This is a genomic window from Photobacterium profundum (assembly GCF_003026285.1).
Lineage (GTDB): Bacteria > Pseudomonadota > Gammaproteobacteria > Enterobacterales > Vibrionaceae > Photobacterium > Photobacterium profundum.
In genome coordinates, this window is sequence record NZ_PYOD01000018.1 from 1 (window position 1) to 22,338 (window position 22,338).

Annotated in this window: 23 protein-coding genes; 10 read left to right on the forward strand and 13 right to left on the reverse strand. The window is 38.5% G+C overall.

The window, feature by feature from the left end; genetic code table 11:
- Window positions 1-207: 207 nt before the first annotated feature.
- Window positions 208-753: a hypothetical protein gene (locus tag C9J48_RS23570; protein ID WP_006232082.1), complete on the forward strand. Its 546-nt coding sequence runs from the start codon at window positions 208-210 to the stop codon at window positions 751-753.
- 114 nt (window positions 754-867) lie between these two features.
- Here the strand turns inward: C9J48_RS23570 and rihA are convergent, their stop codons facing one another.
- The 5 genes from rihA to C9J48_RS23595 form a co-directional block, all read right to left on the reverse strand.
- Window positions 868-1,800, reverse strand: a complete 933-nt coding sequence (rihA, locus tag C9J48_RS23575; protein ID WP_006232081.1) for a pyrimidine-specific ribonucleoside hydrolase RihA — start codon at window positions 1,798-1,800, stop codon at window positions 868-870.
- A 204-nt stretch (window positions 1,801-2,004) separates the two neighbouring features.
- Window positions 2,005-2,541 carry a peptide deformylase gene (def, locus tag C9J48_RS23580; RefSeq protein ID WP_006232080.1) on the reverse strand — a complete coding sequence of 179 codons (537 nt, stop codon included), beginning with the start codon at window positions 2,539-2,541 and terminating at the stop codon, window positions 2,005-2,007.
- A gap of 164 nt (window positions 2,542-2,705) precedes the next feature.
- Entirely contained in the window at window positions 2,706-3,071 is a 366-nt protein-coding gene (locus C9J48_RS23585) for a hypothetical protein (RefSeq protein WP_006232079.1), read from the reverse strand.
- A gap of 145 nt (window positions 3,072-3,216) precedes the next feature.
- On the reverse strand, window positions 3,217-3,651 hold the full coding sequence (locus C9J48_RS23590) for a MarR family winged helix-turn-helix transcriptional regulator (protein ID WP_006232078.1): 435 nt from the start codon (window positions 3,649-3,651) through the stop codon (window positions 3,217-3,219).
- A 92-nt stretch (window positions 3,652-3,743) separates the two neighbouring features.
- Window positions 3,744-4,406 (reverse strand): cytochrome b/b6 domain-containing protein, encoded by a 663-nt coding sequence (locus C9J48_RS23595; RefSeq protein WP_006232077.1) that lies wholly within the window; start codon window positions 4,404-4,406, stop codon window positions 3,744-3,746.
- A gap of 147 nt (window positions 4,407-4,553) precedes the next feature.
- Between C9J48_RS23595 and C9J48_RS23600 the strand changes: the two genes are divergently transcribed.
- The 3 genes from C9J48_RS23600 (at window position 4,554) to C9J48_RS23610 (ending at window position 6,750) form a co-directional block, all read left to right on the forward strand.
- Complete coding sequence (locus C9J48_RS23600) at window positions 4,554-5,033, forward strand: c-type cytochrome (RefSeq protein WP_006232076.1); 480 nt, start codon at window positions 4,554-4,556, stop codon at window positions 5,031-5,033.
- Between the two features lie 83 nt (window positions 5,034-5,116).
- Window positions 5,117-5,551 (forward strand): hypothetical protein, encoded by a 435-nt coding sequence (locus C9J48_RS23605; protein ID WP_006232075.1) that lies wholly within the window; start codon window positions 5,117-5,119, stop codon window positions 5,549-5,551.
- 203 nt (window positions 5,552-5,754) lie between these two features.
- Window positions 5,755-6,750, forward strand: a complete 996-nt coding sequence (locus tag C9J48_RS23610; RefSeq protein WP_006232074.1) for an MBL fold metallo-hydrolase — start codon at window positions 5,755-5,757, stop codon at window positions 6,748-6,750.
- Between the two features lie 145 nt (window positions 6,751-6,895).
- Here C9J48_RS23610 and C9J48_RS23615 read toward each other — a convergent pair whose 3' ends face one another.
- Window positions 6,896-8,803, reverse strand: coding sequence for a PTS fructose transporter subunit EIIC (locus tag C9J48_RS23615; protein ID WP_006232073.1), 1,908 nt, complete (start codon window positions 8,801-8,803; stop codon window positions 6,896-6,898).
- A 384-nt stretch (window positions 8,804-9,187) separates the two neighbouring features.
- On the opposite strand from C9J48_RS23615, the gene rhtB reads away from it, so the two are divergent.
- On the forward strand, window positions 9,188-9,811 hold the full coding sequence (gene rhtB, locus C9J48_RS23620) for a homoserine/homoserine lactone efflux protein (protein ID WP_006232072.1): 624 nt from the start codon (window positions 9,188-9,190) through the stop codon (window positions 9,809-9,811).
- Window positions 9,812-9,897: 86 nt separating this feature from the next.
- On the opposite strand, the gene C9J48_RS23625 is transcribed toward rhtB, so the two are convergent.
- Entirely contained in the window at window positions 9,898-10,293 is a 396-nt protein-coding gene (locus C9J48_RS23625) for a hypothetical protein (RefSeq protein ID WP_242610845.1), read from the reverse strand.
- A 284-nt stretch (window positions 10,294-10,577) separates the two neighbouring features.
- On the opposite strand from C9J48_RS23625, the gene C9J48_RS23630 reads away from it, so the two are divergent.
- Entirely contained in the window at window positions 10,578-10,859 is a 282-nt protein-coding gene (locus tag C9J48_RS23630; RefSeq protein ID WP_006232070.1) for a hypothetical protein, read from the forward strand.
- Window positions 10,860-10,977: 118 nt separating this feature from the next.
- Here C9J48_RS23630 and C9J48_RS23635 read toward each other — a convergent pair whose 3' ends face one another.
- From C9J48_RS23635 to C9J48_RS23645, 4 genes are all read right to left on the reverse strand, one after another.
- Window positions 10,978-11,340, reverse strand: a complete 363-nt coding sequence (locus tag C9J48_RS23635; RefSeq protein ID WP_006232068.1) for a hypothetical protein — start codon at window positions 11,338-11,340, stop codon at window positions 10,978-10,980.
- A 271-nt stretch (window positions 11,341-11,611) separates the two neighbouring features.
- Window positions 11,612-13,081, reverse strand: a complete 1,470-nt coding sequence (locus C9J48_RS23640; protein ID WP_006232066.1) for an alanine/glycine:cation symporter family protein — start codon at window positions 13,079-13,081, stop codon at window positions 11,612-11,614.
- A 752-nt stretch (window positions 13,082-13,833) separates the two neighbouring features.
- On the reverse strand, window positions 13,834-14,016 hold the full coding sequence (locus tag C9J48_RS27740; RefSeq protein WP_006232065.1) for a hypothetical protein: 183 nt from the start codon (window positions 14,014-14,016) through the stop codon (window positions 13,834-13,836).
- A gap of 141 nt (window positions 14,017-14,157) precedes the next feature.
- Entirely contained in the window at window positions 14,158-15,219 is a 1,062-nt protein-coding gene (locus C9J48_RS23645) for a ribonuclease T2 family protein (protein WP_006232064.1), read from the reverse strand.
- 559 nt (window positions 15,220-15,778) lie between these two features.
- On the opposite strand from C9J48_RS23645, the gene C9J48_RS23650 reads away from it, so the two are divergent.
- From C9J48_RS23650 to C9J48_RS23665, 4 genes are all read left to right on the forward strand, one after another.
- Window positions 15,779-16,147, forward strand: coding sequence for a hypothetical protein (locus C9J48_RS23650; RefSeq protein WP_006232063.1), 369 nt, complete (start codon window positions 15,779-15,781; stop codon window positions 16,145-16,147).
- 582 nt (window positions 16,148-16,729) lie between these two features.
- Window positions 16,730-17,113, forward strand: coding sequence for a GntR family transcriptional regulator (locus C9J48_RS23655; protein WP_006232062.1), 384 nt, complete (start codon window positions 16,730-16,732; stop codon window positions 17,111-17,113).
- Window positions 17,097-17,954 carry an ABC transporter ATP-binding protein gene (locus C9J48_RS23660; protein WP_006232061.1) on the forward strand — a complete coding sequence of 286 codons (858 nt, stop codon included), beginning with the start codon at window positions 17,097-17,099 and terminating at the stop codon, window positions 17,952-17,954. Before C9J48_RS23655 ends, C9J48_RS23660 begins: the two co-directional genes overlap by 17 nt.
- Complete coding sequence (locus C9J48_RS23665) at window positions 17,951-18,811, forward strand: hypothetical protein (protein WP_006232060.1); 861 nt, start codon at window positions 17,951-17,953, stop codon at window positions 18,809-18,811. The genes C9J48_RS23660 and C9J48_RS23665 overlap by 4 nt, the downstream gene beginning before the upstream one ends.
- Before the next feature lie 93 nt (window positions 18,812-18,904).
- Here the strand turns inward: C9J48_RS23665 and C9J48_RS23670 are convergent, their stop codons facing one another.
- Window positions 18,905-19,108 carry a hypothetical protein gene (locus tag C9J48_RS23670; RefSeq protein ID WP_006232059.1) on the reverse strand — a complete coding sequence of 68 codons (204 nt, stop codon included), beginning with the start codon at window positions 19,106-19,108 and terminating at the stop codon, window positions 18,905-18,907.
- 112 nt (window positions 19,109-19,220) lie between these two features.
- Window positions 19,221-22,199: an Hsp70 family protein gene (locus C9J48_RS23675; RefSeq protein WP_006232058.1), complete on the reverse strand. Its 2,979-nt coding sequence runs from the start codon at window positions 22,197-22,199 to the stop codon at window positions 19,221-19,223.
- Window positions 22,200-22,338 lie beyond the last annotated feature (139 nt).

Genomic DNA, 22,338 nt, shown 5'->3' on the forward strand with positions numbered 1-22,338 from the left:
ATATAAAGATGTCTACATATCTGTTTTAATTCAATTTTTATTTATTCTGTGTTAAGCTTTTGATATGTTTGATAAATTCATGATGTCAATATATTGACTTGAAAGGTCAGGTTAGAAAGTGTTACTTTACGCCGGTGAATGGTTATTCCATTGGAAGAAATAACGCATGACTTATTCAAGGATGGGCATAACAAAATAGGAACAAGTGTGGAAATATCTCGCAATCAATTGAAGCAGACGTTAGATGTATTGAGCCAAGGTTATGTATGTTTAGATGAAAATCTAAGACAGGGTGTATTGGTTTATATAGAAAGTCAGTTGATAGAGCAAACGGTTGAAAGAGATAAGTACTTGTCTTTAGAATGCTTTCATTGTGAGTATCCATATGCGCGTATGGGCTCTGCAACAGATATTGATTTCTTCGACGGTCAGGCTATGACGAAAAATGATCAAACGCCTATTAACGATCGTTTCAAAACAATCGATATACGCATTTGTTCTGTTGTTGGAACTCACCATTCAAAACCTATTTACCGCTGGAAAACTATCGGTCGCTTTCAAGAAAATGAGATATTAGAGGCAATCAATGCTTTGATAGTATCGTTAGGCTCTGATGAATATTTTAGTTACTGCGCAAGCTGTCACGAAGTTAAACCGACTGGTCATTTAAATAATAATGCTTGTGAGTGTGGTGTTGAAACAGTGCAAAACATCACTGATTTTAAAGCCAGTAATTTAAGCGCTGTGTATTAACTTGCTACGTTCCCTTTATCTTTCTGAAAGAAAAGCTCTCTGCTCTTTTGTATAAATGATCTAGCAGAGATCTTTTTTTTCTTTGATATTTATATTCAAGCTACCTTAAGATAATCAGTAATTAGTAAGACGTTCTGCTAATAAGTCGACAAAACCTTGACGGTTCACATCAAACAGCACCGTTGTATTGATTGGGTTATCGGTTAACTGATAGCGATCGACGACTGTCATACCTAATGTATGGTTTCCTTGTGTTTCAATACCTACCCAACAATTAATAGATGCAAACAGTTCTGGTTCTAATAACCAAGCAATAGTACAAGGATCGTGCAAAGGCGCCCCTTCAAATCCCCATTTTGGATCGCGATGATAAATCATAAAGAAATCAAGTAATTCAGCAGTCACTTGAGCAACTGGATTGTTTATCTTACGAATTCTCTCGATATCTTCATCCATGATTTGTGCTCTGTGGGTAACATCTAAGCCACACATCGCGATGGGAATACCCGATTTAAACACAATATCGGCCGCTTCGGGATCAACGTAAATATTAAATTCAGCGGCTGGGGTCCAATTGCCGACTTCCGCAGCCCCTCCCATTAATACAATACTATCAATCTGGCTGTGCAGTTCACGATGGGTTGCTAGTAACAAGGCAATATTAGTCAGTGGGCCTGTTGGTACAAGCGTTACGGGTTCTGTCGCTTCTTTCAGTATTTTAGCCATTAGCTCAACGGCGTGACAAGGCTGTGGGTCAAATGCAGGCTCGGGCAGTACAGGTCCATCTAATCCTGTTTCACCGTGTACGTTATCTGCAATGATCAATTCACGAGAAAGAGGTTGTAGAGCGCCACCTGCGACAGGAATATCAGTTCTGCCAACTAACGTGAGAATGCGTAATGCATTATGCAGGGTTTTTTCTGGCGTTTGATTACCAGCGCTGGTAGTAACCGCTTTTATATCAAGCTCTGGACTAGCACAAGCAAGAATAAGTGCGATCGCATCGTCATGACCAGGATCACAATCGATAATGATAGGGCGAGACATGTTATTTTCCTTTTTAAAGCGAAACCACAAATAAATTCTCACATCACTATATCGAGAATAATTAAATCTACTGTGATCCCATTGGCAATAACACATCTTTTAAATCATGGGGTTAGAGTGATAGTTCGATTCTGTGTATTGTAATGCATTTCACAAAAACTGATAAAGAACACAATAGCTCGTATTATATATTACAGAAAAATACTAAATCTTATTCATTTGCCCTATCACTTTTCTATATTCCGTCTCTGTTGCAACATCGAGTTTGTCTGCTCGATCAAGAAAGACAATACCATTTAAATGATCGAGCTCGTGTTGGAATATTCTCGCAATAAAATCAGTGAATTCAGTTTCAATGACATCACCTAAGACATTGAGATAACTAACTCGGATGTGTGTGTAACGATTTATCTTTGCCCTAATACCCGGAATACTTAAACAACCTTCCCAGTCTTTTTCCATTAAATCACTGTGCCACAATAGTTCAGGGTTTATCATGATGGTTGGCTCCATCAGTGGTGCATGTGGGTAACGATCATTAGGGCGAGAAGCGACAATAAAAGCACGAAGTGACTCACCAACTTGTGGTGCAGCAATGCCAACGCCTTGGTGTGAAAGCATAATCTGTTCAAGTGATGCAAGCAGAGGTAATGTAACGTTAATTTGTGTGGTTGATAAGGCTTCGGCCGGAACGCGTAAAAGTGGATTGCCGAGTTGAATGATTTCGAGAGATGCCTGCATGCTCTTATCCTATTTATAAGCGAGTCTATGACGACAAGTTACCGTGTATTTTCTAGTGATAGCAAGCAAAGAAAAGGGGAATGCAGTAGAAGTAGCAGCGGTAGCCTGTGTCTTTTTATGTGTAAAGAAGACTATATTAGTACCGCTGTACTTGGATCAGACCGTTAAGCTGATTGAAGTAATATTTGACCAAGGTGGTTTACTACAAAGGCGGCATCTTGTGCTGCTGCATTGACTTTGGCGATGATTTTTTGAGCGCGCTCATCGTCACCTTGAAGACTAGCGACTACTTTTTGATTCATGGCTTCAGCCATATCTGCTTTTTTCTTACAGTCGTTAAATAGCGCAGAAACAAATGAAACTTCTACTTCACCACCTTTGGTAAATAGCTCACCTGCAATGTTGTAAACAGTGTGAAATTTCTTTGCCATATCCTTTTTATCTGATTGAACATCTTTAGCCCAATCAGCCGCCCAGCCTTTGAAAATTACTGCAATTTGTGAGTTAGGTGCAATGTTAATTTGTTTCATCGAGTGTTTGTCCTTGGGTTTTCAGAGTAGGCATAATAAAGTAGCGATGAGGCTGTTTAAAGCAATACTATATTCAGGCTATTTAGGTGGTTGAAAAACAAACAGCATAACTTCAAATCAGAGATTTAAGAATATCTTCTCCCCATTAAACATCAATATTGCGAACTAACTTTTTAAGTAGACCGAGCATTTGTTCTTGCTCTTCACTATCTAGAGAGGACAGCATTGATTCATTTATATCAACAGGGATATGGATTAGTGTACTTTGTAACGCACGCCCTTCATCGGTTAGATAAATACGAAATGAACGGCGGCTTTGTGGATCATCACGGCGTTCGACGAGGTGAAGTCGCTCAAGCTTGTCGATAGTGCGTGTCGTTGTCGAGCTTTCAACTTTAGATTTGATAGCTATTTCTCGTTGAGTTACGCCTTCTTCTTCCCATAAACACATAAGAGTCGGCCACAGCGCGATGGTTAAACCATGCTTTTTGAGTTCAGTATCAAAATCATTTTTTAGTTTATTGGCAACGACATTAATAAGCCAACCAAGGCTTGATTGACGATCGAATGATGTACTCATTATTATGTTCTATCTTCTGAGTTATAGGTGAAACCACTACCTGTACTATAAGGAATAAGTGGATGATAAGCCATATTAAATGCTATGTGTTACTACATGATCCCCGTCATTTTTAACAACGAATACACTATGCCTACACAGATTAAAAAGCAGTAGAAGGCTAGCCTATTTTGTTTAAATGCAACCATATGTGAACTTGTTACTTGGGCTGAATTGGTTGTCTTGCTAAGATCTGTGCTGGTTGATTGCTTTCCTGTAAACATGGCTTTGACTAAAGGAACATGTTTTAGCTTATAAGAAATGATTGCTAGTAAATGTAAGCCTATTAGAGCAATCAGTAAACGAGCCGTTAATGCATGAACAATCCCTATCAAGTCACTATCAGCTAAGAAAGACGACTCATTTATCCATATGTCGAAGACACCCATCAAAATAAAACCCGTTAGGCTTTGAATTAATAGGCAGGTTAGTAGGGTGACAACCATCCAGCCGCCGGCGGGGTTGTGACCGATCGTATGTTTAATTTTACCTGTTAGGTAATACCATACTGTAAGTGGTGAACGTAAGAAGTGGCTGAATCGACTCGTATCACTACCGATAACTCCCCAGCATAAACGCCATAAGATTAAAATAAGCAGCGCTATACCTATAATCTCATGTGGACCATTTCCACTAAAACCTGAAGTTAATAACCCTAAGCATAGTAGCGCCTGAAGCCAATGGTATAAGCGTGTTGGTAAATCCCATACTTTCATAAAATTGTTCCGATAATGAATTTCTGGTTAATTTACACTGCAACTATTGCGCATGCAACTATTGCAGTGTAAATTAAGTGTAAATCGAAGGATTAACCAATCGTTGCTAATACATGCACAGATGATTGACAAAAAGAGGATAAAAAAATGTCTACTCAAACAATAGCGAAGCGCCTGCCGATAAGTATCAAATTTTTATTCGCTATGGTACTGGGAAGTATCAGTGCGGCTGCAATCGCTAATAGTGAAGAAAGTAAGAAGCAAGTAATCGAAGCTCGTCAGCAGAATTTTAAAACGATAGATCAAAATATGAAGCCGTTGAATAGCGCTTTAAATGCCGACCTTATTGATTGGAGCCAAGTAAACACATTAGCTGCTACGAGTCATCAAGCTGCAATCGAGCTACAAATCGCGTTTCCAAAAGGGAGTGATGCTGGTAGCCGCGCCAAATCATCAATATGGAGTAAGCCCGCAAAGTTTAATACCTTGATGACGCAGATGGAGCAGGGGTACGCCGATATGCTTGAGGGGGTTGAACGTGAAGATACAGCGTTAGTAAAACGAGGCTTAAAGCAAGTAAATGGAACGTGTAAAGGTTGCCATAGGCAATATCGCTCAGCTTGGTAAGGTTTATTTCAATTTATTTTAAGCGTCGTACTAAGGTTTACATTAAGGCAAAACAGTAAGGGGATGTGATGAATAGGGTAATAATGAAACGTATACATAAAACAGCAGCGATCATAGCTTTTCTTCTAATCGTTTCCTTTTTTTCAAGTAGCCTTTTAACCGATATATTTGGTGATTATGACGCTATTTCGCAAGTGAAAAATACTATTTTATACAGTGTTGGGTTATTAGTTATCGCAATGATGACGACGGGAATAACTGCGAACAAACTGTATGGCGCAAAAGCTCAAGGGGCTTTAGCGGTTAAGCAAAAAAGAATGAAAGTTGCGGCTGCTAATGGTGTAGTTATTCTTATACCTGCTGCGATATTTTTAGCGCGTTGGTCGGCAGCTGGTCAGTTTGATTCGGTGTATTGGACGGTACAGGCCATTGAATTAATTGCTGGAGCGACGAATGCCATTTTATTAGGGTTAAATATTCGTGATGGTATTCGGTTATCATATGCAAAACCTCGATAATATACATTTTCCACGTAGAATCTCTGGTTCATTTAAATCTCGTTGAAATGAACACCTTTAAGTGATTGAAGTATTTGTATCGACAAATTGTTAATAAAAATAGCTCTATCTAATTATTAACATAGAAGCATGATAAGATTTTTGGCATACAGTTTAGGGAAGAGCTGATGCTCTGCTTCTTCGATAGATTACGGAGAAATATAATGTTCCAAAGGTGGGTGTTCGTATTATTCATTTCAGTGTTTGTTTTTTCGCATAACGCTACAGCAGGCAATAACTTTGAGATTGTAACCTTGGGTGATCGTGGCGGTATTCAAGATGGTAACTTAACCGCATTTTTGCTGAAAGCGTCAAAAGATAAAAACTATGTCACGCTTGATGCGGGTACGTTGGTGAATGGACTTATCGTCGCAGAACAAAAGGGTACGTTTGAACACGTTAAAGTACCTGATAGCTCACCGTATAATAAAGTGGGTTACCTTCTAAAAGAACGAGTGAAAGGCTATTTTATTTCACATGCGCATCTCGACCACGTTGCAGGAATGATCATTGCGTCACCTGATGACAGTGGTAAGTCTATCTACGGTTTGGCATCAGTTAATCAGGCATTATCATCAAGCTATTTTAATTGGGTTTCATGGCCAAATTTTGGTGACCGAGGGGATGGATTTCAACTGAAAAAATACAAATATAACGATATGCCACCTAAAAAATGGTTGGATGTAAAAGGTACATCGTTACGAGTTAAAGCCTTCCCTCTTAGCCATTCAGGTATTGAATCAACGGCCTTTTTGTTCAGTAATGAAGATGCAGCAATGGTTTATTTGGGGGATACCGGCCCTGATAAAGTGGAAAAAAGTGATTCACTTAATCAAGTATGGACATCGTTGGTGCCTTATATTCAAGCGGGAAATTTAAAAGGTATTATGATTGAAGTCTCTTTTACTAATGCAGTAAAAGACACAATGTTATTTGGTCATTTAACACCAGATTGGCTAATAACAGAATTAAAACAGTTAGAAAGAAAAGCGGGTGGTAAAGGTTCACTTGAAGATTTAAAAATCGTGATTAGTCATGTGAAATACAGCCTGAAAAAAGGAGAAGACCCGAAAGTGGTTATAAAACGTCAGCTAAAAGAAAAGAATGATTTAGGTGTCGAGTTTATTTTTCCTGTTCAAGGTGAAGGGCTAATTTTATAAGGTAGCAATGCTACTAGATGTTACGGCTAACTATTTACAAAAAAGAAAAGGCAGGTGGGGGAACCTGCCTTTGAATATTGTCTAACGTTATTTCCTATCAGGAATCACTGATGTTTAATATTACTCTCAGCCTTAGCCTCAGGGTTTATGCATTTGCCACTACTGCTGAATCACTTTTAGCTTGAGCTAGATTAGCTCGAATTAGTTGCTCTGCATTATTCATTGCTTCTTTGGTTTTTGTATCGACAATATGCATGCCATCAAAGCGTTGAATCTCTTTAATCGCAACATCATGAGCAAAGATAACCAGCTCTGCATTCGCGACATCTTTTGCGGTTAATCTGTTTACAATACCATTAGCACCTTGGGTTTCGACTTTAATTTTAATGCCTAGCTTACTTGCTGCTTTTTCTAAACTTTTTGCTGCAAGGAAGGTGTGTGCAACACCTGATGGGCATGATGTAATAGCAAGTACCTGTGCTACACCTTCTTCAGAAATTGATTCAACAGGCGTGTAATTCATTGTTTCGCTGTCATCTTCTTCAGTAACAGGTTTCTTCAGTAAGTTAACGATAAGTGCAGTAACAACAGCACCTGCAATCGTACCTACAATATAGCCAATTTTACCGTCTACAACGGGTAGTACAATCCAGCCACCCCAAGGTGCGTGGTTCAATACGTTAAACATGAAGCCAGTGACGTTACCCACAATACCACCTACAACAATGGCAGGAATAACACGTATTGGGTCTGCTGCTGCAAATGGAATCGCACCTTCGGTAATACCAATCATACCCATGATAGCAGCGGCTTTACCTGCTTCACGTTCATCTTTCTTATAGCGTTTAGGTGATAAAATAGTCGCAAGTGCCATGCCTAGCGGTGGAACACAAATTGCGATGCCTACACCACCCATTAACCATGGCTGTGTATCAACTTGAGTTTGCGCAAACAGTGTTGCAACTTTATTGATTGGGCCGCCCATATCAAATGCTGTCATACCACCAAGTATTGCACCGAGTAGTACCTTACCGCTGCCAGCCATGCCTGCTAGCCATTCATTCATTGATGTCATCATGTGTGCAATGGGTTCACCAATGCCCCACATTACGATACTACATACGATGAATGTACCAATCAGTGGGTAGATAAATATCGATCCAAGTGACGTCATACTATCAGGCAGCTTAATACGTTTAAGTTGCTGCACAACAAAGCCTGCGATAAAGCCGACGACTATGGCTCCTAAGAATCCGGTATTGTATTGTTGAACTGCAATCCATGAACCAATCATTCCGGGTGCTAAACCTGGTTTATCAGCAATTGAGTAAGCAATATAGCCACCCAAAATAGCGGTAAATAAGGTTAACCCTGCAATACCCATTTCAGCGATGTCTTTTAATACACCGGTTTCTGGTACTGCACCTTTACCTGAAATCATTACTGATAAAGAAAGTAAAACACCACCGGCAACAATGAATGGAATCATATGTGATGTACCAAACAACAAGTGTTGTTTCATTCGGCCCAGTGATGCTTTAAAAGAAGAGGTAGGTACTTCAGGCTGTGTAGGTTGCATAGTTGGTTGTGCTTTTTTCTGTGGTGTTATTTGCGTTAATAACGTGACGGCTTCTTCTGCGGTTTTTGCTGCACGAAGTTTATCTGTGAATCCATCTTCAATTAATTTACTAGAAATTTGTGCTAATACTTCAATGTGGTGATTATCGCCACCATCGGGTGATGCAATCATAAAGAATATATTAGACAGTTCACCATCATCTGCGCCGTACTCTATGCCAGCACGGCTAATACCGACAGCAACAGCGGGTTTAATAACGGCTGAACTCTTTGCATGAGGAATTGCGATACCATCTTCAAAGCCTGTGCTACTAATGTTTTCTCGTGCCCATACATCTGATAAATAAGTGTTTTTATCAGAGATGCATTGAGTGTTCTCAAGAAGAGTAGCCATTTCTATCAATACATCTTTCTTATTTGTTGCTTTCAGATCTAAGCAAATTAATTGATTGGTTATTAGGGATTCAATCTTCATGATAATTCTCCGTATTAGTCATGCTTGTCTATATATTGAGGCAAAATCTAGAACTCAGATATAGGATAATTCATGCATATACTGGATTTTCGTACCCACAAAATTAAAGTGTGATTGAAGCCCTAAATCGTTTAATAGTTAATCGCCAAAAGGCAGGTGTGCTTTTTTATCGAATAAAGTGACTCGTAACTAAAAGTGCGACAGTGTTCTATAAAATATTATGACTTTACATAAGTTGAATACATTTGTTCTTTTGATTATTAAAACGTATCTTGTCATCAATGGGTGCTTTGAAAGCATAATTTGCAGAACGAATACTTTTTCGATTATTAACTGACTTGTCTTGTAGAATGTATGGATGAGTCGTTTAAATGGAGAGAACAAATGACAATTGAAGTTTGGTTAACCTTTTTGCTTGCAGCCATAGTGTTGAGTGTTTCGCCGGGTGCAGGGGCAGTGAATACGATGGCAAATACAATGAAGTATGGTTTCAAAGCAAGTTTAATCGCAAATTTAGGCTTACAAGTGGGCAGTGCATTTAATATCGTGATGGTTGGTTTGGGGTTAGGTGCATTGCTTGCACAGTCAGAACTGGCGTTTTCGGTTATTAAGTGGGTAGGTGTCGCTTATCTTATTTTTTTGGGTTATCAAAAGTTTAATGAAGTTAGCAAACTCGATTTAGGTGAAGTGAAAGCGCAAAAACCTGAACCATTAAAGTTGTTTACTAAATCCGTTATTGTGAATATAACTAATCCTAAAAGTATTGTTTTTTTGGTCGCATTATTACCGCAATTCATGAATACCAACGAACCTCAAATTAATCAAATTATGCTGTTGGGAACGACAATGTTAGTGGTGGATACAATGGTAATGATTGGCTACTCCTTACTGGCAACGCGTTTATCACACTTAATTAAAAATGAGCATCATGTGCGAATTCAAAATAGAATTTTTGGTAGTATGTTTATGGGCGCCGGATCTTTATTAGCTGTTGCAAGCCATAACTAATACATCGTTTACTATTAGCTGTTTTTAATATGAACCACACCGAGCATCTTGAGGTAACCAGGGTATTATACTCGGTGTAATTTTATTTAATTATCGAATGTACATTCGCTAGGTATCGCCTCGGAAATAATGGTTGATTCCAAAATATCAATAGCACCATTAAAGTCGATGGCGAATCCACCTTTAGGCTGCTCTACATGCTCAGCGGTGATCTCAACATAAACAGGCTGGTACGATTCATTACGCGCATTTTGTAGTGCGATTGACAAGGCTTTCATTGGTTCTACAATAGCCGAGTTTTGTATTACCCAATAATAATTAGCAGAATCACAAGGTTGAAAGCTGCGTATGCCATCTCCCCAAGTATAGATACCTTTATAGTTAACGATGTCACCTGTTTGTGGTTCAGTGCTACACCCAATTAAACCCGTAGCTAAAAGCATGGTAAATACTCGTTTTGCAAGGCGAGCAGAAAACATCATCAATTTCTCTATTAATTATTTTTTGTGACTAAATAATACCAGAGCCTCAGTTTGTGTCGTATTGATAGTGTCAATTTTTCTCATTCTTTTTAGGTATTTTTCAAAAGAATTACCGTTTCTATTCTGTTATGAGCAAAGATTAACCAAACCATTGTTTTCTGACGAAACATATTCACGTTTAGGTAACATTTATGATGTATATCAATGTCTAGAGTACGAATAAACTTGCGCGCTACCCTGTAACGTACTACTGTGGTTATAACCAGTATGTTTGGGAGGTACTTATGATTAAAGTTAACTTCGAACTGGCAAAGCAAGCCTACGCCAAGGTGTTAAAATATCCTTATGGCGGTGAAATAGAGCAATACGAATATATGACACTCCGTGTATTTCGTTGGGATTTAGCTCGAGCTGGAATGCCTATTGATAAAGCATTCGACTTACGATTAGTTGCTTCTGGCTACCGCAAGATTATGGCGCCTGCAGCAAAGGCGCACCGACCTCTTCCTGAGTGTGTTACAAATCAAATGAGCACGAGTTGGAAACATGAACATGGCTATCGTTAGCGTTTCTTTCGAATGATATATACGGCGCTTATTATTTATAAAAGGTCTTGGTAGAGGCCTTTTTGAGTATTGTGTTATTTGCGATTGGATAAGCGTCATCCATTATCATTGGTGATATTTATATATGATTAAATTCAATACCATTGACCGTAACAGTACGGTTCTTATTTATTTGTTCTAGCAAAACATTCGCTGCTGCTAAATGAGAATATGTTATGCGAGAACCGTTAGTACAGTATTGATTTGCATGATAAAGATCACCGTCATGATTGAGTGACACTTTTTGAGATGAAGGGCTACATTCTTTATTCGTTTCTATTAATCCAAATATACCTTTAGTCTCATTGAAAAATAAAGCGCTGCTATTATCTTTAGATTCTATCTGCATCGAATTGTTATTTATTGTGTCAACAAAATTGACTGATGCACTAGCGATACTTGATGTAAGTACAAATACGGCAATAAGTGGTTTCTTATACATAATAATCATACCTTCAGTAATGAATTTAAATCAGAGCAGCCAAAATATTTCAGGCTAGAGACAGTAAATATACGTGTTTTTTGTCTGTTCATAATATCAACATGTGCTGAATCATTACTGAATGTTATGATTTATTATTTAAACATACGTCCGGTCTACTCGTTAAGTACATTATTAATCTTGAGGTCGCTTGGATATTGAAAATAAAAAAGCCAGTGCGATTGCACTGGCTTTCTTGTTGCTTGTGTAAGTCAAACGTTACTGATCTTAACTATGACTTCACACGTGCTTCTTTCATTGTTTCAGGGTGCCATGCACCATCTAACTCTTCTAATTCAGGGAACTTAGAGCGATCAAATTCTGGTATTTTCCCAGCTTTAAGCTGTGTTTCGTAGTCTTTGATAACTTTGAATGCCAACTTAGAGAGTAGAAGCAATGCCACAATATTAATCAGTGCCATCATGCCCATTGACGCATCAGCTAGATTCCATACCACAGGTAGAGAAGCGACAGAGCCAAACATAACCATACCAAGAACAGCTAAACGGAAGATAAATAGACCTTTCTTCGTATTACCGTTCAAAAACATGATGTTCGTTTCTGCGTAGCTGTAGTTAGCTATAATAGATGAGAAGCAGAAAAGAATTATTGCTGCTGCCATGAAGTAAGTTGTCCAGCCACCTAGCTCACTCGTTAGTGCTTGTTGTAGTAGACCAATACCAGAAGCTGCATCAGGTTGATCCATTACGCCTGAAAGCATAATCATTGCAGCTGAAGCCGTACAAATAACGATAGTATCGGCAAATACGCCTAGCATTTGAACGAAACCCTGTGATGCAGGGTGGTTAGGATTTGGTGTTGCACTTGCTGCGATGTTTGCAGCAGAACCCATACCCGCTTCGTTAGAGAATAGACCACGAGCGATACCACTCTGCATTGCTTGAGCAATTGTATAAGCAACACCACCTGCGGCAGCTTCCTGCCAACCAAATGCGCTCTTAACAATTAATGTTAGTGCCGCTGGTAATTCAGTGATGTTCATTACAACAACAAGTGCTGCAACAGCTAAGTAGCCTACAGCCATTACAGGAACGATACGAGCAGAGGCTTTAGCAATTTTAGTTAAGCCACCCATGATGAAGAAAGCAGAGGCAATAACAATAATGATGCCCATTGTTGTTTCATCAAAACCAAATGAATGGTTCAGCGCATCTGTAATTGTGTTTGCTTGAACAGCGTTGAAGACTAAACCGAATGCAATGATAAGGAATACAGAGAATAGGGAACCCATCCAGCGCTGACCTAAACCTTTCTCCATGTAATAAGCAGGGCCGCCACGGTATTGACCGTCGACGTCTTTTACTTTGTATACTTGGGCAAGGGTTGATTCAACAAAAGCGGTTGCCATTCCGAATAGGGCAATAACCCACATCCAGAAGATTGCACCAGGGCCACCGACTGTTAGTGCAACTGCTACACCTGCCATGTTACCAGTACCGACACGAGCAGCCATTGATGTACAAAACACTTGGTAAGAACTAATACCTGTTTCGGTATTCTTACCACTTTTAAGCACGCCAACAGCGTGTTTGAATTGACGAATTTGGATGAAGCCTAAACGTACAGTAAAGTAAACACCGACACCTACAAGTAGGTAAATAAGTACTTGGCCCCACAAAACACCGTTAACCGCGTTGATAACCGTCATTAGACCGTCATTCATTGATGTTAAAACACTCATAAAATTATCCTGTAACTAAGTCTCATTCAACGGACGTTGATGAGCGAACTGAAACATCCATTTCAGTTATTGTTCATGAATACGATTCTTAATTTATATTTTTTATTTTCCACTATTGCATGGTGTTGAAACCAGTTGCATTTACAATTGTGAAACATTGAATCGATAGCATTACCCTAATAAGGCGCTGAAATTTAGCATGAAATTCCAAAATATCAGCGTGATGTAGATCACGTTTTATGAATGATTTATATGAGATGTGGGTATATGGTATTATGTTCTGTTTAATTTTTAATTATATAACAATGATTTAGGTAATCCTCGTATTGTTTTAACGAGACTGGTAAAGTACGGTGTACAATTGTAAATAAACAGATATTTAACCTACTGTTAACGTTTAATGTGGTTAATAAAGCTGCATTTCTGGTTATATTTGACTTCATGTTTGTAACAAACACGTAATAACATTATTTTATTGTGGATTTTTTAGCAGGGTATCTGAATAAAGAGTGAATCAACACAATGCTCTTTCGGGTTGAAAAAGTTGATACCAATATTAGGTACTTAAATGTGTCGTTCAATAGACATAATTTATAGCGTGGTCAGATGAAGTTTGATTATGGGAAGTTAAAACTCCCCAAAGGGAGTTTTAGAATTATCTACAGTAAACTGTGAATGCCAGTGCCTAGTCTTAATTTTTATATTATGCAGAGAAGTGTTAAACCTCAAAGGAGTTGGCGCTGTTGTTGCTCTTAGTGAATCTGATAAGAATCTTCTTTCTGATAATTCATTAAATCATGGTGTACATCATTACTTTCTAGGGTCGATTCTGTAATTTTGATCTCATGTCCACATATACAAATGTATTTGTTTTCATGGCTAACCAAATATTCATCAGATTGCCCGCATTTGTTACATGTAGGGTATATTTCCATTTTTGTCTCCTCAAGGAATCTGTTTAATGTTACTACGAGTATTTTTGGTTTGTCTCTAATGTAAAAATAGAAATGAGATTCATAGTTGATTTTTTTTACCTTACGCCAAATTACCAGTTGTTGTACTTGCTTAGAGGTTAGTTATCGACCAGATTCTTCTATATGGATCAAACTGTTACAATTACCTTGAAAACGGCTGCTTTTCGGTGCTCTTTCTAACTGGCTTAACAAGTTGTCACTAGGGTTAAAATCTCGTTCTAGGTTTAATTGAACTTCTGTTAGATAACGACCTTTACTGCACGATAAGCGTATGCGATTAACCGCATTGGTGCCTAGTGTTTGCGTCAGTTGATTTTTGAACTCAGAAACAGAGACTGTTTTTCCAATGTTTTGCTCTATATAAAGGCCAATAGGGGACGAATTTACTTTTTTCACTAGGTCAATCGCTGTTAAAAAATAGTCATCATCGTTTAAATTCTGACATGCGCCATGTTTTTTCCATTGATACTCACCAAAGCTATTTTGATAAAAAAAGTTAGGCATCCACGGCGAGATTGTTTTGATTGTTGCAGATGATAGGTTAAGTGTTGCCTGACTATCGCAGTAACCATAGTTAATGCCACAGCTTCTTTTATTTGGCCACAGGCCATGAAGCGTTAAATGTGATATCGTTTTTTCCCCACTGTTAATAGCATTGCACTCGGGTTTACGCCCTTTATAGTTAGCATGCTCGCAAAAGCCTGGTTGCCACGTAACAGCTAACACATAAGAGTCAAAATCATTGGGAATTTGGCAGCTATTTGGATTCTTTGTATTGTTTGCTGCATTACTGTTAAGTTTAAAATCTGCAGTACCACAGTCTTTGTTAACCCAACGAACAGCTGGAGATGCGCCAGGAATACGAAGCTGAATCCACTGCCCGTTTATTTTATTTATCGATAATGCTTCATAGCGTCGGTTACTGATCAATTGGATATTATCTGGATTTGTTTCTTTTCGAAAAGATTGAAAGGCAGGGCAGGTAGCCGATGCTGTAAAATTACCAGAAACAGGAATGGATCCAAATGCTGAGAAACTGGTTATTCCGACTAAAAGCAAGAATACACGAATGGTGGATACACAAAACTGATGATGTTGAGTCTGTTGAATGATAAACGTGGCAGTTTGTTGTAAGTGCAAATGAGCTTTTAGATACAGTGGCATGAGGGGAAATTCTGAGATGTAATCGATGATATTATTATAGTCTATTGAAAACAAAGAATAATAATAATTGTCAAAAAAGAATAAATTGTTTAAAATTGCGTATCTGTTACTTTTGAGTGTATTATTAGACTAAGTGTTTGTTGTTAACTTAATGCATTTATTAGGTTGCACCTATGTAGTGGTTGCTTGGTTATGTTGAATCATAAAAGGCAGTAGACGAACATATTTGGCGATATATTTAGGCTAATTATTCTGTAAAGATAAATTTATGTTCACATAGATGCTTTCTACAGGTATATTTAACATTCAAGTCGTCATCTATGACATCTAAATCGCGAATTTCAATTATAATTAAACTATCCAAGTATCATTCTTGGTGTGTTAGTTGGTAGAACTGATTTCAATCTCGTCTTTCAGATGGGTTGCTAATTGTATGCAACCTACGTAATGAACGAATGACCTATACAGAAATTTTTCTTGTATGGGAATTATTGTTAATACAATCCCCTGAGTTTTACCAAGCTCAGTGATTGATTCGTAAGATCTCCTGAGGTAATTCATGGATAGTTTTGCAGCTGCAGAAAAAGCGCTGAGTGAAATGTTAAAAGGTGTTGAATCTGGCACAACTGTTGTTGATTCAAGCACTATTATTAAAGAACCACAAAAAAACGTTAAAAGTGAAGAGCGTTTTGATTATCGTCAAGCATTGACTGACTTTGCTGATGAAGTACCAGGTCGTCAAAAAGCTGTAATTAAACGTATGCCTCTTTATAAGATCAATAACCTTATTGCTGTATTACATGAATTTAAAGAAGAAGCACGTCTTGTTCGTATGAATGAGATATTGGCACTAATGGAAAAAGATGGCGTTCATCCTGAAGAGTTAATGGGAAAGGATATCGTTTCAGAAGACGATGTTGCGGAATAATTTATCATAAACTTCTGATTATTAAGACATCTCACGAAAAACAACCCTTAGGGTTGGTTTAAGTATTCCTGACGTCAGCAATTGAATGTTATCGATTGCTGATTGAAATTCTATGTTTATAGTAATATTATTTGCCTAATTTAATATACATACCAGCCTGACTATTTTGTGTAACTATATATGTGATTGATACAAAATTTAAGTCAACATTTTCACTATTTCGAACTCGTTTTTAAGTGGAACTATTAACTGTCGTTATTTAAATTAGGTTTATAATTTAGTAAGCACTATCGACCGCCTTTCTGAATATTGAGGAAGTGCGGTTGTATCCTTTTGGCTCCATACCCTGTAATCCTTCCTTATAAACACTTTATTGCTCATAACATTCCTTATCCTTTTTTAATTGTAGTTCTGGCTAATTCGTTTTGGCCATATCATTCATATGTCTTTGCTTCAGTGGCGTAGCTCTATTCATTCTAATATTTTGCGAATTGAATCAATGATACATGCGATGAAGCTTGGCATTTCATTGTGTTGGTGTTATATATCACTATAACAGTGAGTGCGATGAGTAAGTGATCGGTGAATGACTGGAATGATGAGTTACCAATATATAAACAGTTGAGCCAGCGAATTATTGAGCAGATAGCTGATGGCACATGGCTAGAGGGTACGGCATTACCATCGGTAAGGGCTGTTGCCGCTGATTTGAAAATTAACCATTTAACCGTAATGAAAGGCTATCAGTTATTGGTTGAACAGGGGTTAATTGAAAAGAAGCGAGGTCAAGGAATGTATGTGTTACCTGGTGCTATGGATGTTATTCAAGAAAACCAGAGATCATACTTCTTACATAAAGAGTTACCTGAACTTGTAGATAAGTTAAATAGAATTGGTTTGTCGATTGATGAGCTTGTTATTGAATTAGAAAAGAATGGTAGAGTGAAAAGTGGAAGTATTGATTAAAGCTGAAAAGCTAAGTAAGTCTTATCGCCAGCAAAAAGCTTTATCGAATATAAGTTTCGAACTTAAAGCAGGGCAAGTTTTAGGTTTACTCGGTCATAATGGTGCGGGCAAATCGACATTGATTAAATCTATTCTTGGTGCCCAAAATTATATGGGTGAAATGAGTGTTTTTGGATTAAATCCACAAAAAGATCGTGCACAAATAGTTTCACAACTTGCATATATTTCTGATGTGGCAGTATTGCCCGAGTGGATGAAAGTCTCTCAACTTATTAAATATACAGCGGGTGTTCATCCTCATTTTGATCGAAAAAAAATGGATGAATTTTTATCAAAAACAGACATAAAGAATAAAAGTAAAATCGGCAGTCTTTCAAAGGGCATGAAAGTACAGTTGCACCTTGCATTGGTGATGTCGACTGATACGAGAATACTGATTTTAGATGAGCCAACGTTAGGTCTTGATTTGATTTACCGCGATACATTTTATCGTTATTTAATGGAGTGGTTTCATGATGGTGACCGAGCATTAATTATTGCGAGTCATGAAGTGTCTGAAATTCAGCACCTGTTAACAGATGTATTAATGCTTCGAAAAGGTGAAGTAGTATTACAAGCTCCATTAGCTGATATTGAAGATAACTATACAGCTGTAACTGTTGAGCAAGCGAATTTGTCTTCAGCAGAGGCATTATTTCCTATTTATGAAAAGTCAGGATTAGGGCAACATTATTTATTATTTGAAAATATTGAACGGGAGTTACTTGTACCATTAGGTAAGTTATCCCAGCCTAATCTAGCCGACATTTTCATTGCAAAGCAACAGGAGGGGCAGCTATGAGCCCTGTTATCTACATGCTTGAGAAAGAATTCTTAGAGCATAAATTGGTTACACGTTTGCCCTTGTTCTTGGCTATTTTTGCCGTTGTTAATTTTATGCTTGTGATGAGTGGTGGTGATAATTTAAATATCAGCTATCAAATTTCAGGTATGGATGAGTGGGCTGGTTTTTCTAATGTGACGGGTTATGCGGGTATTATAGGAAAGTTAAATATTATTGTAGCTGGTATTGTCGCAACAATTACCTTCTTTTCTTATGTACCGAAAACACTACGTAAAGAACGCCAAGAAGGAAGTTTGATGTTTTGGCGTTCAATGCCAGTATCAGATAACCTTGCGATAGCCGTGAAATTGATTTTTGCATTAGTAGTTATTCCTTTAGTTGCTTCTGTATTATTGCTGTTTTCTGATGTTATTGTTTGGGTATTGGCTAGTTGGTTTATGCCTGCTGATATGCTGGCGACATCATCAATCAGTTTTGCTAGCTTGATTATGCATTGGTTTGATTTTTTAGGACGTATGGTATTAGTGAGCCTAGCATTATTACCCGTTGCTTGTTTGTTGATGGTTCTGTCGCAAATCACAAATCACCCGTTAGTGACCTTATTTATTGCGGTCGTTATGATTAAATTAATGACTTATATGGTATTTGGTAGCAGCGTAGTAGGGGATTGGATTAGCCAGATTTATAATCTGCCGTTTAAGATTTTAACCAGTGATAGCCCAGTTACAGTCTTTTTTAGTCTGGGAATAGTGACATTAATCGCTTTATTAGCGGCAAGTATTGGACTCTTTTGGATGTGTGCGAAGCTACGTTCGTCAGATGACTTTGCTAGAAAGTTAGGTATGAATAGTTAATTAGACACTACCTAGAACTTTTACCTTAGAGTTATTGTTAATATAGAAAACGGAGAGCATAAGCTCTCCGTTTTTTTAAACTCAATTCGACATTTAAGCTGCAGCAACGTTCGTTATGTAATGAACTTCACTTTTGTACTTACGTACATTACGAGACAAAGTGCCTTTCGGTAGTTCAAAACGTTTTTCTGCTTCATAGCTTGATAATCCATCAAAGATTACTGCTGCAACGGCAGAACGTTGCTCTTCAGATTTAAAGATACGTTGAGCAATTAACTTAAATTGGGAATGTGTCATAACTCTACTCACTATTTTCTCTAAACTCAGATCCAATAGACTTACTATCTATTGAACTTGGTAAAAATGATTTATATGAGCTTATGATAACAACATTTACCCTAACGAAAGCTTAACCGATGAGCCTTAATCCTGTTGGAAGTGCATCACCGAACACTCGCTTAGTTTCTGCTTCTGTTAATACTTTTACTTCAGATACCATTTGAATCCAACTTTCAGGTGCTTTACTTGCTTTCAGTTTGTTAACGACTTTGGTTCTATTTGCGTCATTAATATCGAGCGTACGGTCGCCAGTCATTCGGCTCATCATTACTGCGGCAAAACCAATATTAGGATCTTTGCGCCAATCAAACTCCATGAGTTCTGGTAAACAGTATGAAATATGTTCTGACGATAGCAAGTTATGCGTACTACCATAGAAAGGGCTACGTGTGCCTATACGTCCAAGAGCCCACCAATGTGCCTGTGAGTATTGCGGTTTTTGTAAGCGGCCAAATAACGATTCGATTAGTTGTAGCTTGTTTTCGAACGGTAAATGCTCAAGAGATGCTGCTAAACGTACCATATCTTCGTAACTGCGTTCTTGCATTTCTTTGCTTAGTTTACTGTTACGCGTTGCATTCGGACTAATATATTTAGCGATATCTTTAAAAATAATAAGCTGCTGATCTTGGGTTAGCCCACCAGCGATGCGACGCCAAAATGTCCACCAATCGCTCCATGTTTGCGTATTGGAATCAAATTGTACACCGTGTTGATATAATGCCCAGATTTGTTCCATACGGAATTCATCTGCTGGGTAGCCAAAACCAGGGCGCATTGTGAAACCAGTCAGTTTCAACCAATTACGCTCATGTATATCAGAACGACGTCGGCGTTTACGACTGTCGATTAAGGTATCAGCTAATTCACGTAAACAAGGTACGTCCCAGTTATCACGCTTACCAATCATTTTTTCTAGATCACTACGCAGCGTTTTGATGGCTTTACCGCTGTTGATCGCTTGGTTATTCGTATTTTTACTGCCGCCATAAACAAGTTTAATGGCAGATTTTGCTTCATCGATACGATTAGGCAATAATTGCTCAGCAAGTGTTGAATTATCTTTATCTCGATTAAGGCGTGCTAAATTCTTACGAATCGCGAATTCGACTTTCCAACGTTTAGTTTCATCTGTCACGCTGACACATTCAATTTGTAGCGTACCCACTTCTGTTAGTTGGCAAGCTAGCGTCACTTCTTCGCGATCTTTTTGGTTTGCGGCTAATTCTGAACGATCTCGTTCACTGTCTAGCGTTGCAATAAACGGAGGAAGATCAACATAATTTCCTTCGTTATTCTCTTCATCAATTGTTAATAATCCTCCCGCTTCAATCTGGCTATCATCAGTTGATGAAATAAGATTGAAACGAACAGGTTCACCCAGAGTTAGAGCAAATTTACGTTGGGTTAAGCGAACTTCAGTACCTTCTTCAATACCTTTAGGTAGTAAACAAATACCTTGTTGGTTTGTCTTTTTATCACCCAGCATTAGGAAGAAAGAACGCGCTGAGCCACCACCAATTTTTAACTGCGCCCCATGTCGTGCTTTTGCATACGCAACGGCACCATAAGCAACGGCTAAATCAGGGTGGGGGTTACTTAACTCCGTGACACTGTCACCACGCCAATGTGAGAAAATATCAAGTGCTCGGTTGGTCAATAATGGACTATTGAATACGCCACCGTTCAGCAATACAGCTGACGGAATAATTGGCTGACCATCGATGATGTCAATCTTTGTCTCTGCATGTTGATTATGAGTCAGTAATGCATCGCGACAAACACTGTCGTGCAGATCTATAAATTGCGCAAGGTGTTTACTAATAGCAGGATCTGCCGCATACGGTAAGCCAAATTCAACAACCGCCGCTTGTCTATGACTCGGTTGGTCGTCAAATTCTGTTTCAGGAAAGAAACCGTTTAAGGCAATGTCGTGCACTTCTTGTCGCGTTAGTTCTATTGTTTTGGCTCCACCGATTAAACGTGAACCACTACCCAGTAACGTGACTTTTGCAGTATCAGGTGCGTTGCCAGACAACAGCTGTTCTTTTACTTTTCGTGTTTGCTGAATCAGCTTAGATAAACCTGCTGCACTTAATTTTTTAGTGTCACCGTGTAAACGTTGTTCTGCTTTATGGGCGAGGGCTAAATCAAGGTTATCACCCCCTAGCATAAGGTGATCACCTACACCTATACGGTTAAGGGATAACTTGCCTTTTTCAGTTCCGACTTTGATTAAACTTAGATCGGTTGTACCACCACCCACATCACACACCATTAATAATGGAATGTTTTGGAGTAGTGTTTCTGCGTTCTCTTTATTTTGAGCATACCAGTCGTAACAAACGGCTTGTGGCTCTTCTAATAAAAGTACATTGGGTAAGCCTGCCATAGCAGCAGCTTCGATAGTTAATGCGCGAGCACCTTCATCAAAGGATGCAGGTACAGTGATCACCACTTCTTGGTGGCATAATTTGCTGTCAGGGTGGTGATAATCCCATGCTTGGCGTACATGATTTAAATAACTGGCACTAGCAACAACAGGTGAAACTTTTTCAATATTACCGGTAGAAGCAATAGAAGATTGGCGGCTTGAAGACCAAGGAAGAATTGCTTCACTGCGATCAACACCAGTGTGGGATAGCCAACTTTTAGCACTAACAACTTGGCGACCTTCAACTTTTGCACCTAAATCGCGTGCGAATTCGCCAATAATAGCGTTGCTGACTTCGCCTTCGACAGGCTGAATGTCCCAAGGTAGAACAAGTTCAGCTTCATTCATTTCCCCTGGTGCTGGGTGGTAACGAAAAGATGGCAATAAGGCTTTACGCGCCACTTCACCGGGGGCAATTAGCTGATCAATTTCAAATATTTGTATCGGGCTTGATTCCAGTCGCTGTGTTTTTTCGGCAAGAAATGCAGTTTTATCTTGCGCATGATCTGATGAATGCGGTTCAGAATCTTGGGGAATTGGCGAGTAAGCAACAACTGTGTGTGTCGTACCTAAATCGATACCGACAAGAAAGCGAGGTGAAGAGGGTGAAGACATTTTTTGCTCCAGAGTCAGTCCTGAGATCATTGCACAATAGTGTGATGAAATTGAAATAAGCAATGAGAATGTTCAGGAAATATTGTGTTATAGGACAACTGGTTCAATACCATTTGATTTAAATTGATGATCAGATGTT